This window comes from Streptomyces sp. KL2 (assembly GCF_046529545.1).
Lineage (GTDB): Bacteria > Actinomycetota > Actinomycetes > Streptomycetales > Streptomycetaceae > Streptomyces > Streptomyces radiopugnans.
This window is the reverse complement of record NZ_CP127170.1, coordinates 3,545,058-3,560,504: the sequence shown is the minus strand read 5'-3', so window position 1 is coordinate 3,560,504 and position 15,447 is coordinate 3,545,058. Positions and strand designations below refer to the sequence as shown.

The 15,447-nt window shown below is 74.3% G+C and carries 16 protein-coding genes and 1 tRNA gene; 5 read left to right on the top strand and 12 right to left on the bottom strand.

The window, feature by feature from the left end; genetic code table 11:
• Positions 1 to 25: 25 nt before the first annotated feature.
• The 4 genes from QPK52_RS16180 to QPK52_RS16165 form a co-directional block, all read right to left on the bottom strand.
• Positions 26 to 703: a class F sortase gene (locus QPK52_RS16180; RefSeq protein WP_410538206.1), complete on the bottom strand. Its 678-nt coding sequence runs from the start codon at positions 701 to 703 to the stop codon at positions 26 to 28.
• Positions 704 to 708: 5 nt separating this feature from the next.
• Positions 709 to 1,548, bottom strand: coding sequence for a DUF4397 domain-containing protein (locus QPK52_RS16175; protein WP_410538205.1), 840 nt, complete (start codon positions 1,546 to 1,548; stop codon positions 709 to 711).
• 145 nt (positions 1,549 to 1,693) lie between these two features.
• Positions 1,694 to 2,311 (bottom strand): DUF4383 domain-containing protein, encoded by a 618-nt coding sequence (locus tag QPK52_RS16170; RefSeq protein ID WP_410538203.1) that lies wholly within the window; start codon positions 2,309 to 2,311, stop codon positions 1,694 to 1,696.
• A 34-nt stretch (positions 2,312 to 2,345) separates the two neighbouring features.
• Positions 2,346 to 2,894 carry a sigma-70 family RNA polymerase sigma factor gene (locus QPK52_RS16165; protein ID WP_410538202.1) on the bottom strand — a complete coding sequence of 183 codons (549 nt, stop codon included), beginning with the start codon at positions 2,892 to 2,894 and terminating at the stop codon, positions 2,346 to 2,348.
• Positions 2,895 to 3,078: 184 nt separating this feature from the next.
• Here QPK52_RS16165 and QPK52_RS16160 point away from each other — a divergent pair, with 184 nt between their 5' ends.
• The 4 genes from QPK52_RS16160 to QPK52_RS16145 all read left to right on the top strand — a co-directional run bounded on the left by QPK52_RS16160 (position 3,079) and on the right by QPK52_RS16145 (position 5,847).
• Positions 3,079 to 4,167, top strand: coding sequence for a MerR family transcriptional regulator (locus tag QPK52_RS16160; protein WP_410538201.1), 1,089 nt, complete (start codon positions 3,079 to 3,081; stop codon positions 4,165 to 4,167).
• Between the two features lies 1 nt (position 4,168).
• Positions 4,169 to 4,702 (top strand): NUDIX domain-containing protein, encoded by a 534-nt coding sequence (locus QPK52_RS16155; RefSeq protein WP_410538200.1) that lies wholly within the window; start codon positions 4,169 to 4,171, stop codon positions 4,700 to 4,702.
• Between the two features lie 108 nt (positions 4,703 to 4,810).
• Positions 4,811 to 5,149, top strand: a complete 339-nt coding sequence (locus tag QPK52_RS16150; protein WP_410538199.1) for an ArsR/SmtB family transcription factor — start codon at positions 4,811 to 4,813, stop codon at positions 5,147 to 5,149.
• The gene (locus tag QPK52_RS16145; protein WP_410538197.1) at positions 5,146 to 5,847 is read left to right on the top strand and encodes a cation transporter; all 702 of its coding nucleotides are present in this window, start codon (positions 5,146 to 5,148) and stop codon (positions 5,845 to 5,847) included. Before QPK52_RS16150 ends, QPK52_RS16145 begins: the two co-directional genes overlap by 4 nt.
• Before the next feature lie 210 nt (positions 5,848 to 6,057).
• Here the strand turns inward: QPK52_RS16145 and QPK52_RS16140 are convergent.
• The 7 genes from QPK52_RS16140 to galU form a co-directional block, all read right to left on the bottom strand.
• Positions 6,058 to 6,131, bottom strand: a tRNA-Ala gene (locus QPK52_RS16140).
• Positions 6,132 to 6,234: 103 nt separating this feature from the next.
• Complete coding sequence (locus QPK52_RS16135; protein ID WP_410538196.1) at positions 6,235 to 7,338, bottom strand: hypothetical protein; 1,104 nt, start codon at positions 7,336 to 7,338, stop codon at positions 6,235 to 6,237.
• A 172-nt stretch (positions 7,339 to 7,510) separates the two neighbouring features.
• Positions 7,511 to 8,137 (bottom strand): GNAT family N-acetyltransferase, encoded by a 627-nt coding sequence (locus tag QPK52_RS16130; protein WP_410540352.1) that lies wholly within the window; start codon positions 8,135 to 8,137, stop codon positions 7,511 to 7,513.
• Positions 8,134 to 8,664 (bottom strand): molybdenum cofactor biosynthesis protein B, encoded by a 531-nt coding sequence (locus QPK52_RS16125; RefSeq protein ID WP_410538195.1) that lies wholly within the window; start codon positions 8,662 to 8,664, stop codon positions 8,134 to 8,136. Before QPK52_RS16125 ends, QPK52_RS16130 begins: the two co-directional genes overlap by 4 nt.
• Complete coding sequence (moaC, locus tag QPK52_RS16120; protein WP_093660779.1) at positions 8,661 to 9,170, bottom strand: cyclic pyranopterin monophosphate synthase MoaC; 510 nt, start codon at positions 9,168 to 9,170, stop codon at positions 8,661 to 8,663. Before moaC ends, QPK52_RS16125 begins: the two co-directional genes overlap by 4 nt.
• Positions 9,171 to 9,234: 64 nt before the next feature.
• A complete protein-coding gene (glp, locus tag QPK52_RS16115) occupies positions 9,235 to 10,695 on the bottom strand; it encodes a gephyrin-like molybdotransferase Glp (RefSeq protein WP_410538194.1) in 1,461 nt (486 codons plus the stop codon).
• Positions 10,696 to 10,699: 4 nt separating this feature from the next.
• Positions 10,700 to 11,605 (bottom strand): UTP--glucose-1-phosphate uridylyltransferase GalU, encoded by a 906-nt coding sequence (galU, locus tag QPK52_RS16110; RefSeq protein ID WP_410538193.1) that lies wholly within the window; start codon positions 11,603 to 11,605, stop codon positions 10,700 to 10,702.
• Between the two features lie 251 nt (positions 11,606 to 11,856).
• Here galU and QPK52_RS16105 point away from each other — a divergent pair, with 251 nt between their 5' ends.
• On the top strand, positions 11,857 to 12,441 hold the full coding sequence (locus QPK52_RS16105) for a 5-formyltetrahydrofolate cyclo-ligase (RefSeq protein ID WP_410540351.1): 585 nt from the start codon (positions 11,857 to 11,859) through the stop codon (positions 12,439 to 12,441).
• A 93-nt stretch (positions 12,442 to 12,534) separates the two neighbouring features.
• On the opposite strand, the gene QPK52_RS16100 is transcribed toward QPK52_RS16105, so the two are convergent.
• Positions 12,535 to 15,345 carry a penicillin acylase family protein gene (locus QPK52_RS16100; RefSeq protein ID WP_410538192.1) on the bottom strand — a complete coding sequence of 937 codons (2,811 nt, stop codon included), beginning with the start codon at positions 15,343 to 15,345 and terminating at the stop codon, positions 12,535 to 12,537.
• Positions 15,346 to 15,447: the final 102 nt, after the last annotated feature.

The following is a 15,447-nucleotide window of genomic DNA, read 5'->3' as shown; positions in this document are numbered from 1 at the left end:
CCGGCCCCAGTCCCGGCCCCCGGCCTCAGCTCCCGGCCGGGACGGCGTAGACCAGCAGGTTCCTCTGGTAGCCGCCGCGTCCGGGGTCGTACGGGGGCGCGCAGGTGACCAGGGTCAGCACCGGGCGGCCGTCACGCCGGAACACCTCCTCCGGGAGCGCGTCCTTGCCGACCACCTCACTGGCCGTCACCTCGTACCGCAGCGGCGGGGCGTCCTCCCGCTCGACGGTGACGTCGTCGCCCTCGCGGACGCCGTACAGCTTGGCGAAGGCGCCCAGATCGCCGGTGCGGTCGTCGACGTGGCCGACGATGACGGCGGATCCGGCCGGGGCGCCCGGCGCCGGGCCGTAGCGGTACCAGCCGGCCTGCCCGGCGTTCCCGGGGACCTCCACCGTGCCGTCGTCCTCGACCCCGACGCCCCGGACGCGGGCGTCCAGGGAGAGCCGGGGGATGCTCAGCGCCGTCGGCTCGGGCGCGGGAGCCGCGGACGCCTTCCCCGCGCCGTCCGCCTCGCTGTCGTGGACCTCGAACTGCGCACCGGCCGCGGGCTCCTGGTCCCGCGGCCGTTCGCCGAAGCCCTGCGGCTCCGCGGCCCCGGACGGCCGCAGGGACCAGGCCAGCAGCGCCGCCAGGACGGCGGCGACCACCGCGGCGGCCGTGACGGCCGCCGCGGTGGGCCGCCCGCCCCTGATGGGGGCACGCATGGCCGTCAGTCGTCCCGGGCGTAGCGGCGACGGGCGGCCAGCAGGCCGGCGACCGCGACGGCGCCCGCGGTGCCCCAGGCGAGCCAGGCGGTGGCGGACTCGTTGTCCGCGGCCATCGCGCCGCTCTCACCGGCGTCCACGCCGCCCGGCGCGGAGGCCATGCCGCTGATCGTCTGCGTCTTCAGCGCGAGGTTCCCGTCCTCGGCGCTGCCCCAGGCGTAGACGACGGTGTTGGCGCCCTCGGCCAGCTCCAGGTCGGCGGGGCCGATGGCCACCGTCTCGGTGCCGGCGAGGACCACGTCGGCGCTGACCGTGCCGGCGGGCACCTCCAGCGACTTCTCGTTGGGGTTGGTCAGGCCCTCGATGACCGGTTCCCCGCCCGCGCGGACGTCCACGGCGGGAGCGGCGGCCACGTGGCGGACGGTCAGCCGGGACTGCCCGGCCGGGACCTTGGAGGTGTCGTTGACGAAGGCGGTGAGCACGGGGGCGCCTTCCGCGTTCAGGTGCGCGGCGAGCGTGGCGTTCGCGCCGGCCGGTACCTCGACGCTCTTCTGGATGGCGGGATCGCCGTCGGGACCCTCGCCGTCCGCGAAGACCTCGATGTCGTAGGTGCCCGGGTCCAGGGACTGAGGCTCGGTCAGGGTGCCGGGCTCGAAGTCGGGGAGCAGTTCGTTTCCGTTGGCGTAGACGTCCACGGTGAGGCCGGGAACGCCGTGGAACACCGAGACCGATGCCTTCCCGCCCTGCTCGTGGGCGTCCGCGGAGGCGGGTACGGCCACGGCCAGGGACAGCGCGCACGCACCGGCGGTGACGGAGACGATCTTCCTGCTGCACGAGTTCATCATCGGGATTTCCCTTCGTGGGAGCCCCGCTCGGATGCGGGACTTCACCCTCTCTTCCGGACGGCCGGCCCTTTCGGATGCGGTTGGCGGCGGATTTCGCGGATTGATTCCCCGTCGCCTGCTGTGGGGGGGGTCGGTCGGCTTGCCGCTACGCCCTTCCGCGGGCGCTTCCACGGTTGCTGTCACGGTTCAGAGCGGGCCGGTTCGGGCCGTTCCCCCGCGCTCCGAGAGCCTCGGGAGTGCGGCCCGCCGCGCCGATCCCCGCCGCTGCCGGGCGGTGCCTGCGCTCCTCCTCGGCGGCGGCCTGTTCGGGGTGGCGCCTGAGCCAGTATGGGTTGTCGTGTGGCAGCCCGCCACTTATCCGCCCGCACATCCCGAATGCGAGGATCGCCAGGCCCATGAGGAAGCCGAAGACGGCGCCGGGCATGCGGAACGCCAGGATGTCGGCCGGCGTCTCCAGCAGGGCCGGGCTGACGAAGCCGCTGAGGACGAACAGCGCGCCGACCGCCATGTTGGGCGTGGAGGCGAAGTCGCCGCCGGCGACCGCTCCGGTCACCAGGAGTGCCCCGGCGGTCACGGAGACCGGGCTCGGCAGGCCGTTGCCGGACAGTCCCGCCGACTCGGAGCCGGTGGTGCCGAAGAAGTCGAGCCGGTTGGCGGATCCGAGGATTCCGAAGGCCGGCAGGACGACGCCGCTGACGGCCGCGCCGTAGCGGTGGACACCGGCCGGCCGGTGGTCCATGGGCAGTTCGCCGCGGATTCTCACGGTTCACCGCCTCCTCGCGGGAGTTCACGGAGGGTCACGGGGCGTACCGGAGGGCCTCCATCCGCCGGCGCAGCCGCAGCAGCCCCCTGCGGGCGTGCGCCTTGACCGTGCCCAGGGGCAGGCCGGTGCGGCGGGCTATCTCGGTGTGGGTGAGGTCCTCGTAGAAGGCCAGGAAGAGCACCCGGCGCTGGACGGCGGGCAGTCCGGCCAGCGCACGGGCGACCAGGAGGCGGTCCAGGACCTCGTCCGGCTGGGGTCCGGCCGCGGCGGGTGGGAACGTGGAGCCCGCCGCGGCCGGCTCGCGGCGCCGGGCGCGGACGGCCAGCGCGTCGGCCGTCACCCGGCGGGTGATGCCGACGAGCCAGCCCGGCAGCGAGCCGCGCTCGGGCCGGTAGGTGCCCCGGCCGCTCCAGGCGGCCAGGAAGACCTGCTGGGTGACGTCCTCCGCGTCCTGGGTGTCGCCCAGGACGCGGGCGGACAGGGTGTGGACGAGCGTGCCCCAGCGTTCGAAGAGTTCGGGCCAGCGCCCACTCCTCGCCGCGCACCAGCGCCCGGGCCACCTCCTCCTCGGCCGCTGCCGCACCGGCGGGGGCCGGCCGACGCGGCTGCGCGAACGTCTCCGGACGAGGGGCCGCCACCTGGACCGTCGCAGGCGTCATGGCTTCGCTCCTCCCACCGGGCGCGGGGTGCGCTTCGGTAGTGCCACGGTGGAGCGCATGACGGGTGACGGCAAGTTGCATCGTTTCTGCATCGACTACTCTGGACGCATGGCGGACCCTCCGGAACCCACGCCCGGGCAGGCGGGACTCAGCACCGGCGCCGTCGCCCGGCGGCTGGGCGTCGCGCCCACCACCCTGCGCTCGTGGGACCGGCGGTACGGGCTGGGGCCGAGCGTCCGGGAGGACGGCCGTCACCGGCGGTGGTCGCCGCGGGACATCGCGGTGCTGGAGGCCATGTGCCGTCTGACCGCCTCCGGCGTGCCCCCGGCGGAGGCCGCCCGCCGGGCGCGCACCGCCGCCTCGCCCGGGCCCTCCTCCCCCGCGTCCGCGCGGCCCGTTCCGGCGGAACCCGCACCATCCGACGAACCCGCGCCGTCCGCCGAAGCCGCACCCCCCGCCGAAACCGACGAATCCGCCGGACCACCCTCCGCACCGGCCCGCGCGGGGGGCGGCAACACCCTCCCCGTGGGCGGCGGCGTGAGCCGGGAGTGCCGGGGCCTGGCCCGCGCGGCCGTACGCCTGGACGCCCCCGCCCTCGACGACCTGCTGGACCGGGCGATCGCCGCGCACGGTGTGGCCGGCGCCTGGGAGGAGGTGATCATGCCCACCCTGCGGGCGGCGGGCCGCAAGTGGGTCACCTCCGGTGAGCGCTACGTGGAGGTGGAGCACCTGCTGTCCTGGCACATCTCCTCGGCCCTGCGCCGTGTGGCGGCCCGGCCGCGCCCCGCGCCCCCCGGGCACTCCGCCCCGGTGCTGCTGGCCTGCGCGCCCGACGAGACCCACACCCTCCCGCTGGAGGTCCTGGCCGCCGCACTGGCCGAACACGGCGTCGCCGTCCGGATGTTCGGCGCCTCCGTCCCGGCCGGGGCGATGGAGGAGGCCGTACGCCGCACCGGGCCGTCCGCCGTCGTCCTGTGGTCCCAGACCCGCCGTACGGCCGATCCCGCCCTGGTGCGCCGGGTGCGCGCCACCGCCTGGGGCGTGCGCGGCGCCCGGGTGCGTCCCGCCGTACTGGTCGCCGGGCCGGGCTGGCGGGGGCTGCGCCTTCCGGGCGTCGCCCGCCCCCGCGGCCTGCGAGACGCCCTCGACCTGCTGACCGCCCCGGCGGAATCCCGGCCGCCGGGCCGTCCGGCCTGACATGCTCGGGAGCCCGACCGCCGAAGGGACGACCGTGGCACAGCCCGAGCACGAGACCCGCACCGCTTCCCCGCCCGCGCTCGAATCGATGACCCTGCTGGCCGCGGCCGTCATCGTCCACGACCGGGCCGCCGACCGCGTCGTCCTCCTCCAGCGCGGCCCGCGGGCCAGGTTCGCGCGGGGGATGTGGGACCTGCCCACCGGCAAGAGCGACCCCGGCGAACCCGTCACCGGGACCGCCGTACGCGAACTCCGCGAGGAGACCGGCCTGATCGTGAAGGCCGAGCACCTGCGCCTGGCCCACGTCGTCCACGGGGCCTGGGGCGCCGAGTCCCCGAACGGCTACCTCACCGTCGTCTTCGCCGTCCACGAGTGGTCCGGCGAGCCCGAGAACCGCGAACCGGACAAGCATTCCCAGGTCCGCTGGACCCCCACCGACGCCATCCCCGGGAACTTCGTCCCCTCCACCGCAGGCGCCCTCCGCAGCTACCTCGCCGGCGGCCCGCAACTCTCCCTCGTCCGCTGGGACACCTGAGGCGCCGGACGCCGGACGGGACACCGGAGCCTGTTCGGCCGGGCGGCACCTCACCCCGGCCGAGGGTTCACGCTTCACTGAATTCAAGGTTCCGTGTACTGTCATGGCGTGTTGACCGTCGCCTCCGACATCGAGGTGCTGGCCCGGTTCGGCCGCGCGCTCGCCGACCCAATCCGCTGCCGGCTCCTGCTCGCCCTGCGGCAAGCCCCGGCCTACCCCTCCGACCTCGCCGACTCCCTCGGGATCTCCCGCACCCGGCTGTCGAACCACCTGGCGTGCCTGCGCGACTGCGGCCTGGTCGTGACCGTGCCGGACGGACGCCGCACCCGCTACGAGCTGGCCGACGAGCGCCTCGGTCACGCGCTGGACGACCTGCGCACCGCGGTGGTGGCGGTGGAGAGCGACCGCACCTGCGCCGAGGCCGACGAGGAGGGGTGCTGCCGATGACCGCCGTATCCCTGGGGCCTTCCCCCCGGCGCGACGCCCTCGCCCGTCGCATACGGCTCCTGGTCGCCGTGACCATCGCGTACAACGTCGTCGAGGCGATCGTCGCGATCACGGCCGGGACGCTGGCCTCCTCCGCCGCGCTGATCGGCTTCGGCCTGGACTCCGCCGTCGAGGTCTCCTCCGCCGCGGCGGTCGCCTGGCAGTTCTCCGCCCGCGACCACCGGGTGCGCGAAGCCAGGGAGAAGAGGACCCTGCGCATCATCGCGGTCTCCTTCTTCGCGCTCGCCGCCTACGTCACCGTCGACGCGGTCCGGGCGCTCACCGGCGCCGGTGAGGCCGAACCCTCCGTACCCGGAGTGGTGCTGGCCGCCCTGTCCCTGGCGATCATGCCGTTCCTCTCCTTCGCCCAGCGCAAGGCCGGACGCGAACTCGGCTCGGCCTCCGCGGTGGCCGACTCCAAACAGACCCTGCTGTGCACCTACCTCTCGGCCGTCCTGCTGGTGGGCCTGCTCCTCAACGCAGCCCTCGGCTGGTCCTGGGCCGACCCCGTCGCCGCCCTGGTCATCGTCGCCGTCGCGGTCAAGGAGGGCCGCGAGGCCTGGCGGGGCGAGAACTGCTGCGCCCCCTCCCTCCCCACCGCGGCGGCCCCCGGCCCGGCCGACGCGGACGGGTGCGGCTGCGGCCCGAACTGCGCCTGACACGACCCGGCCCCGGGTCGCCGCGCCGCGGCCCCGCCTTCCGGGGACTCCGTGACGCAGAGGCGCGCGGACACCCCCACGCTGCCGTCGGGCGGGAACACCGAGGACCCGGAGCCGTCATCGCGGCTCGAACACCCAACCCTGCGGGCGGTGAACGCGGAGAACGAAGAAGCCCCTCCCGGTTCCCGGGAGGGGCTTCGTGCTGCGGTGTGGACCTGAGGGGATTTGAACCCCTGACCCCCTCGATGCGAACGAGGTGCGCTACCGGACTGCGCTACAGGCCCTTGCAACGGGTGAAACCCTAGCATCCCCATGCCCGTGCGCGGAAATCCGTTACCGCGCTGGTCACGGCGGGCGGGCAGCCGGGGGCACCCGGGGCGGGCCGGGTCACTCGTTGGCCGCGCGGGGGCGGTCCTCGTCCGCGTACTGGTCGAAGAGCGGGGTGCGGTGGCGCGGCGAGGACGAGTGCGAGGAGGACGGGGCGGAGGGCCGGACGGGCTCGGAGGAGGCCGTGGTGGAGCGGGCGGAGCTCCAGGCGTCCGGGGCCTCCAGGTCCACGCTCCGGGCGGTGCGCGGGGCGACGGGGGCGTTGACGTACGTGGGCAGCGGTACGGGGGTGGGCTCCCAGCCGCTCTCCACCGGTGCGGGGGTGCGCTCGCGGCGCTGGGCGTCCACCCACTCGGCGTGGTCGGTCTGCTCCACCAGGGCTCGCCGCTCGTCCGCCTCGGGGTCGGAGGCGGGCTCGGGGGCCGGTTCCCGGGTACGGCCGGAGGCGCCCCGGCCGGTGGCGGTGCGGCCGCCGGCGGCGCGGTCGGCCCGCTCCGCACGGTCGGCGGCCCGCTCCGCACGGCGCTCGCGCAGGTGGCGGGCGGCGGCCTCGGCGTGGCGCCGGTCCATCACGAACTCGAAGCGGCGCCTCTCCTGGGCGCGCATATGGGCGATGTAGGCGCTCAGCAGCCCGGCCGGGATGGCCGGGGCCCACAGGAACGCGATGCCGCCGACCGCCGCGACGATCGCGCCGAGGGTGAAGGCGAGGAAGAGCACCATCGTGGTGCGCCGGCGGCGGGCGAGGAGTTTGGCCCGGCCCTTCTGCCCCTGGCCCGACTGGTTCGGCTGGTTCGCCTGGACAGGCCGGCCCGGCCGGTCCTGCCGGGGGCGGCGCACCTCGGTGGGGGCCTCGGCGCGCGCGACCGTCGCGGGGCCGGGGACCGTGATGTGCTCGGTCACGGGGTCGGCGAGGGCCCGGACGTCGACGCCCGGGGCACCCTGGTCGTCACCGTCGGCGGGGCCGCCGTCCCCGGACCCCTCCTTGAGGTTCCTGGCGTACCGGCGCTCCATGCCCGCCCGGCCGGACAGCAGCCGGATGGCGGTGCCGAAGCGCTCCGTCGGACGAGCCTCGTTGAGTTCGTCCTGCCGGCGGAGCCACATCGGCACCAGGTAGGCGGCCCAGGCCCCGACGATGACTGCGTAGATGAGGCCGCTGCTGCTCACCCACCACACGGTAGAGGGGTTTCGCGAAGGTGATACGCCAATTGGCGCGGTGTGTCGCACGATCCGGCTGATATCTCAACCGTTTTTCGTGATTACGGCGGCCTGCCTCCGCGAATGTGTCCGTCCGATGACTGTAGGGTGTCTTACCCTCAGGCAATATCGAACGTTTATTTTATTTCTGCGAGGCTCCGGGAAGAGAGCGCCGGTGCCAGCGGTTCAGCAGGCCCTCGGGGACGTCCTCCGTGGTCAGCGCGTAGACCAGGTGGTCGCGCCAGGCTCCGTCGATGTGCAGATAACGCGGCCGCAGTCCTTCCTCGCGGAATCCGAGTTTCTCCACCACCCGCCGGCTCGGCCCGTTCTCCGGGCGGATGCAGACCTCGATACGGTGCAGTCCGACGGTGCGGAAGCAGTGGTCCACGGCGAGCGCGACGGAAGTCGGCACCACACCGCGTCCGGCCACTTCCCGGTCCACCCAGTAACCGATGTGGCCCGAGCACATCGAGCCCCAGGTGATGCCCGCGACGGTGAGCTGGCCGACCAGCCGCCCGCGGTACTCGATCACGAAGGGCAGCATCCGGCCCGCCTGCGCCTCCGTCCGCAGGTGCCGGACCATCTGCCGGTACGTCGGGCGGCGCGGCGGCAGGCGGCCGGGCAGGGCGGGCGGGACGGTGGCCTCCCAGGGGCGCAGCCAGTCGCGGTTGCGCTGGTTCACCTCGCGCCAGACGCGGTGGTCGCGCAGCCTTATGGGGCGGAGGGTGATGTCACCGTCCGTCAGCTCGACCGGCCAGGGTGCGTTCAGTGGGGTGCGTCCTTCCTGGGGTGGTCGCCGCCGTGGATCTGGTCCACGGCGTGCGGCAGTAGGGGCTCCAGGACGGCCAGGCCGTCGCGTACGCCTCCGGTGGAGCCGGGGAGGTTGACGATCAGGGTGCGGCCGGCGACGCCCGCGACGCCGCGCGAGAGGGCTGCGGTGGGCACCTTGGGCCTCCCGGCGGCGCGGATGGCCTCGGGGATGCCGGGGACCTCGTGGTCGAGCACGGCCCGGGTCATCTCCGGGGTGCGGTCGGTGGGCGAGATGCCGGTGCCGCCGGTGGTGAGCACCACGGCGTAGCCGTCGGCCACGGCCTCGCGCAGTACGTCCTGGACGGGCTCGCCGTCGGGGACGACCCGCGGGCCGTCGGTGGCGAAGCCCAGCGCGCGCAGGGCCTCGGCCAGCAGCGGGCCGGTGGTGTCGGAGTAGACGCCCGCGGCGGCGCGGTTGGAGACGGTGACGGCCAGGGCTCGGCGGCCCACGGGCACGGGCCCGGAAGCGGGTGCGGACTCGGTCATCGGCCGCGGCTCCAGTCCCCGGAGGCTCCCCCGGTCTTCTCCTCCACCCGCACGTCCGTGATGACGGCCCCCTTGTCGACGGCCTTGACCATGTCGACGACCGTCAGCGCCGCGACCGACACGGCCGTCAGCGCCTCCATCTCCACACCCGTGCGGTCGGTGGTGCGCACCGTGGCCGCGATCTCCACCGCGTCGTCGGCGACGGCGAGGTCGACCTTCACCCCGGACAGCGCCAGCGGGTGGCACAGCGGTACGAGGTCGGGGGTGCGCTTGGCGCCCATGATCCCGGCGATACGGGCGACCGAGAGCGCGTCGCCCTTGGGCACGCCCTCGCCGCGCAGCAGTTCCACCACCCTGGGGGAGACGCGTACGCGGCCGGTGGCGCGCGCCGTGCGGGCGGTGACGTCCTTGGCCGAGACGTCGACCATCCGGGCCGCGCCCGCCTCGTCGATGTGGGTGAGGCCGGCGGCCCCGTCCGTTGGACTCCCCTGTCGCGCGCTGCTCATCGCTCTCCCGCGTCGGTCCGCTCCGGACGACAACGGTACCCGCCGCGGCGCGGGCACCGCCGCCTCAGTCCAGGAGCACGACCTCCAGTTCGTCGCCCCGGGCGACCTCCGTGGTCCGCTCGGGTACGACGACCAGCGCGTCGGCGCGGGCCAGGGAGCCCAGCAGATGGGAACCGGGGCCGCCCACCGGGCGGACCGTGCCGTGTTCCTCCCCGGCGGCCGGGGGCCGGTACCGGCCGCGCAGGAACTGGCGCTTGCCCTCCGGAGAGGCGATCGGCTCCTCGCACTCCAGGCGGGCGGTGACCGTGCGCCGGGTGACGGGTTCCAGACCCATCAGGGCGCGCAGGGCGGGGCGGACGAACAGTTCGAAGGAGACGTAGGAGCTGACCGGGTTGCCGGGGAGGGCGAACAGCGGGATCCGGTCGGGGCCGACCAGGCCGAAGCCCTGCGGCTTGCCGGGCTGCATGGCCAGGCGGCGGAACTCCACGCGGGCGGGGGGCCGGCCCGCGCGGTGCGCGCCGGGGGCCCGCGGCGTGCCGTCGGTGCCGGTGGCGCCCTCGGGGGCCCCGGACTCCTCGGCGTCCCCGCCGCCCTCACCGTCCCCGTCCTCCTCGGCGCCCCCGTCGCCCTGCGGCTCGGCGCCGCCCAGCACGGTGCCCTCCAGGCCGGTGAGCGCCTCCTTGACCACGTCGTACGCGCCGACGCTTACGCCGCCGCTGGTGACGATGGCGTCGGCCCGGGCGAGCTGGTCCTCGATGACGGTGCGCAGGGTGGCGGCGTCGTCGGCGACCGCGCCGACGCGGTAGGCGATGGCGCCGGCGTCGCGGGCGGCGGCGGTCAGGGCGAAGCTGTTGGAGTCGTGGATCTGGCCGGGTCCCAACGGCGCGCCGGGGCGGACCAGTTCGCTGCCGGTGGAGAGCACCACCACGCGCGGGCGCGGCCGTACGGTGACGGTGCCGCAGCCGACGGCGGCCAGCAGGCCGATCTGCGCCGGGCCCAGGACGGTGCCTGCCTCCAGGGCCACGGAGCCGGCGCGTACGTCGCCGCCCTTGCCCCGCACGTACTGCCGCGCCGTCACCGGGCGGTGGACGCGGACCTCGCCGGCCGCGCCGGACGGGTCGGCGCTGTGGGCGGCCATGGCGTCGGCCCGGCCGCCGCCGGTGCCGCCGTCGGTCCACTCCACGGGGACGACGGCCTCGGCGCCGGGCGGCAGCGGTGCGCCGGTCATCACGCGGGCGGCCCGGCCGGGGCCGACCTCGGGCAGCCGGCCGGCGCCCGCCACGACGTCGCCGACGACCTCCAGCACCGCCGGGTCGTCCTCGCTCGCCTTCTCCACGTCGGCGACGCGCACCGCGTAGCCGTCCATGGAGCTGTTGTCGAAGGGCGGCAGGGAGACGGGCACCAGGACGTCCTCGGTGAGCACGCAGCCCTGGGCGTCGAGCAGGTGCAGCTCGATGGGCTCCAGCGGGCCCACCGACCGCAGGACGTCGGCCAGGTGCTCGTCGACGGACCAGGTACGGCTCAAGTGCCTACAGCTCCTCTTTGACGAAGTCTCGCAGCCAGGCGCGGAAGTCCGGGCCCAGGTCCTCGCGCTCGCTCGCCAGCCTGACGATGGCGCGGAGGTAGTCCCCGCGGTCGCCGGTGTCGTAGCGGCGGCCCTTGAATACCACACCGTGGACCGGGCCTCCGATGGACGGGTCGGCGGCGAGGGTCTGGAGGGCGTCGGTGAGCTGGATCTCGCCGCCGCGGCCGGGCTCAGTCTTGCGCAGCACCTCGAAGACGGCCGGGTCCAGGACGTAGCGGCCGATGACGGCCAGGTTGCTGGGGGCGTCCTCGGAGGACGGCTTCTCCACCAGGTCCGACACGCGCACGACGTCGTCGTCGCCGGTGGGCTCGGCGACGGCGCAGCCGTAGAGGTGGATGCTGTCCGGGTCGACCTCCAGCAGCGCCACGACGCTGCCGCCGTAGGTCTCCTGGACCTCGATCATCCTCGACAGCAGCGGGTCGCGCGCGTCGATGAGGTCGTCGCCGAGGAGGACGGCGAAGGGCTGGTCGCCGACGTGCGGGGCGGCGCACAGCACCGCGTGGCCCAGGCCCCTGGGGTCGCCCTGGCGCACGTAGTGGATGGTGGCCAGGTCGGTGGACTCCTGGACGCGGGTGAGCTTGGTCTCGTCGCCCTTGCTGCGCAGCACCTCCTCCAGCTCGTAGTTGCGGTCGAAGTGGTCCTCCAGCGGGCGCTTGTTGCGGCCGGTGACCATCAGGACGTCGGGGAGGCCGGCGGTGACGGCCTCCTCCACCACGTACTGGATCGCGGGCTTGTCGACGACCGGCAGCATCTCCTTCGGGGTGGCCTTCGTCGCCGGAAGGAAGCGGGTGCCGAGCCCGGCGGCCGGGATGACGGCCTTGGTGATCCGCCGTGTACGCGAGGTAGTCATGTCTGCACCATAGCCGTTGGTTTGTGACGTAAAGCGCACGTCTGACTGGTCCGTTGCGGTTCACGGGGAGTCGTCCCGGCGCTTGGGGCCGCGCTGGCGCGCCATCAGGATGATAATGCGCCTGCCATGGCGAGGGACTGGCGTAATCGAGCCGGGGAGATGAACACGGCGTGAAGGACGACGGAACCACCGGAGCACACCGGGGTACGCGGGCGGCACCGGGGACGGCGGCGGAAACGGCGCCGGGGACGGTGGCCGCCGAGAAGCGGGCACTGCGGCGCGCCCTTCTGGCGGCGCGGGCCCATCTGCCGGAGGACGGCGTCCACCGGGTCGCCGGTGCGCTCGCCCGGCACGCCCTGGAACTGCCCGAACTGGCCGGGGCGCGCACCGTCGCCGCGTACGTCTCGGTGGGGCGCGAGCCCGACACCCGCGCGCTGGTGGACGAACTGCACTGGCGCGGCGTACGCGTGCTGCTTCCGGTGCTGCTGCCGGACGACGACCTGGACTGGGCCGCGTACGAGGGCGCCGAGTTCCTCTCCCCCGCCCGCCGGGGGCTGCTGGAGCCCACCGGTCCGCGGCTCGGGCCGCAGGCCGTGACCGGGGCCGAGGTCGTGCTGCTGCCGGGCCTGGCGGTGGACCGGCGCGGGATGCGCCTGGGGCGCGGCGGGGGCAGCTACGACCGGGTGCTGGCCCGGATCGAGGCGTCCGGGGCCGCCCCGGCGCTGGTGGTGCTGCTGCACTCGGGCGAGTACCTGCGCCGGGTGCCGGCGGAGCCCCACGACCGTCCGGTGCACGCCGCGGTGACCCCCGAGGGGGTGCACCGCTTCACGGCGTGAGACCGGCGGGCGCGGGGCTCGCGGCGGGGTCCGGGCGGTGGGCTCGGCCGGCCGGGCCGCTGGTGGCGGCGCCGCGGTCACGGCGCCGCGGGGTCACGGAGTGAGGGCCATGGTGTCCTCGGTGGCGTCCTCGACGGCGTCCGGGCTGAACGCCCAGTCCAGTTGCCCGCCCTCGGCCCAGATGTCCGTCTGGTCCACGTAGTTGGAGTGGTAGGCGTGACCGGAGGCGCCGGCGAGGTTGATCCAGCTCGACTCGTCGAGGTCGGCCAGGTTGACCACCATCCGCATCGACGGCACCCAGACCACCTCGTAGCCGCCCGCCGCGTTCCAGCCGGTGGCGTTGACCGCCGCCTCGCCGCCGCCGAGGTCCCAGGGGCCGCGGTTGAGCAGGTGCTGGACGAAGCCGGGACCCTCGGTGCCCAGGGTCTGGTTCTGGAGCATCAGCCGGTGCAGACGGCCCCAGCTCCAGGTCTCGATGTCCTTGCCGAGCTTGGTGGTCAGCTCCCAGCGGGCGTCCTTCATGGCGCGGGCCAGCAGCGCGTCGCGGTCGCCCTCGCCCTCCTCGAAGCGGCTGCCGGGGGTCCACCAGCCGCTGTCGGGCTCGTCCAGCAGCGTGCGCACGACCTCGTACCAGCGGTCGCCGCCGTCGGGCTGCGCGGACTCCGGGGCGCGGGTGCCGCACTCGCGGACGGTGCGCGGGTTGCCGCTCAGGTCCTCGATGGGCCCGGACTCGTCGGCCGGGCGGACCCGCAGGCACTCGCCCTTGACGCGGACCTCCTTGGGGAGCTTGTTGCCGAAGCCGAGCTTGAGGAGGTTGCGCCACACGCCGTTGAAGTAGGCGGCGGGCGCGGAGTCGGCGTCCTGGGTGTAGTCCCAGCCCTCCAGGAGTTCCTGCGCCTGGCGGACGTAGGGGTCCTTGACGTCGATCTTCAGCAGGTAGGGCACCAGGATCTTGGCTATCTCGCTGCTGTTGTCCAGCTGCATGGTGCGCATGTCGTCCGTGGAGACCTTGCCGCCGTCCTTGATCTTGGACTGGATGAGGTCGTCGATCCGCTGGCTGCGCGCGCCGTAGCCCCAGTCCTCGGTGAGCGGGTAGGGGTACTTCCCGGCGTCGATCACGGCCTGGTTGGCGGTGACGATGTAGCCGCGCTCCGGGTTGTACTCCCAGGGCAGGGCCTCCTGCGGTATGTAGCTCTTCCACTCGTAGTCCGAGTCCCAGCCGGGCGCCGGGTAGCGGCCGTCGTGGCCCTCGGCGCGGACCGGGATGCGGCCGGGCGCCTGGTAGCCGATGTTGCCCTCGGTGTCGGCGTAGACCAGGTTCTGGGAGGGGACGGCGAACTTCCGGGCCGCCTTGCGGAACCCCTCGAAGTCGCCGGCGGCGTTCAGCTCGAAGACCGCGTCCATCGTTCTGGAGGGCTCCAGAGCCGTCCAGCGCAGCGCGACGGCGTAGCCCTTGCCGCGGTCGGGGGCGACGTCGCCGACGGGGGCGTGGTCGCCGACGCCGGCCAGCTCGCCGCTGCGGTCGGAGACGAGGGGGCCGTGGTGGGTGGAGCGGACGGTGATCCTGCGGTCCTCGCCGCCCGCGACCTTGATGACCTCCTCGCGGGTGTCGTACGGGATCTTCTTGCCGTCGTAGAGGTACGTCCCGTTCTCGATCTTCTCCAGGTACAGGTCGGTGACGTCGGCGCCGAGGTTGGTGAAGCCCCAGGAGATGTCCTGGTTGTGGCCGATTATCACGCCGGGCATGCCGGAGAAGGTGAAGCCCGCGACGTCGAAGGGGCAGGCCTCGCCGACCGAGTTGCAGTGCAGGCCCATCTGGTACCAGAGGGAGGGGAGCTGCGGGGCCAGGTGCGGGTCGTTGGCGAGCAGCGGCTTGCCGGTGGTCGTGTACTCGCCGGAGACGACCCAGGAGTTGGAGCCGATGCCGTCGCCGCTGGGGCCGAGGAGGGCCGGGATGGAGTCGAGGGAGGCGGCCAGGGCCGCGAGTTGGGTCTGCACGCCCTGACCGGTCTGGTCCGCCGGGGCGTCCTGGGCGGCGCCGTCGGGGGAGGCGGCCCCGCCGGGGACGGCTGTGCCGGGATCCGGGGTGCCCGGGTCCGCGGTGCCGGGATCCGCGGCGCCGTTCTGCGCGGTGCCCCCGTCCTGCGGAGCGGTGCCCTTCGGGTCGTAGGCGCCGTCGAGGGCGCTGACGGCGCCGTCCCGGACGATCGGCTTGTTCCGGTCGTAGGGGTAGTCCGGGTAGAGCGCCTCGATCTGCTTGTTCGTCAGGCGGCTGGAGAGCAGGGCCCGGTCTATCTCGTCCTGCATGTTGCCGCGCAGGTCCCAGGCCATGGCCTTGAGCCAGGCGACGGAGTCCACCGGCGACCACTTGTGCGGCTTGTAGTCGCTGACGAATCCGAGGGCCGCGTACTCCAGGGAGAGTTCCGCGCCGCTGCGGCCGCCCAGGTAGGCGTTGACGCCCTCGGCGTAGGCCAGCAGGTACTTCTTGGTCGTCTCCGACAGCTTGGTGTCGTACTCCTCCTGCGCCACCTTCCGCCAGCCCAGGGTGCGCAGGAAGGCGTCGGTCTCGACCTGGCTCTCGCCGAACATCTCCGACAGCCGGCCGGCCGTCAGGTGCCGCCGTACGTCCATCTCCCAGAAGCGGTCCTGGGCGTGGACGTAGCCCTGGGCGCGGAAGAGGTCCTCGGCGCTGTCGGCGTAGAGCTGGGGTATGCCGTACTCGTCGCGTTTGACGGTGACCGGGGCGGAGAGGCCGTCGAGCTGTACCGAGCCGGTCGTCTGGGGGAAGGACGCGCGGACGGTGCCGACGCTCCAGTAGGCGCCGTAGCCGACGCCCGCCACGAGCAGCAGCACGACTGCGATCACGAGAAGGCGGGCGCGTCGCGGGGTCTTCTTGGCGGGCATCGCTGTCCTTCGAGGGCAGGGTGGGACCAGAGGTGCTGGAGCAACCATAGGACGAGCCGGGTCACCGGTCGGCAGGGAGTCTGCGCATCGGGAGCCGAAGGT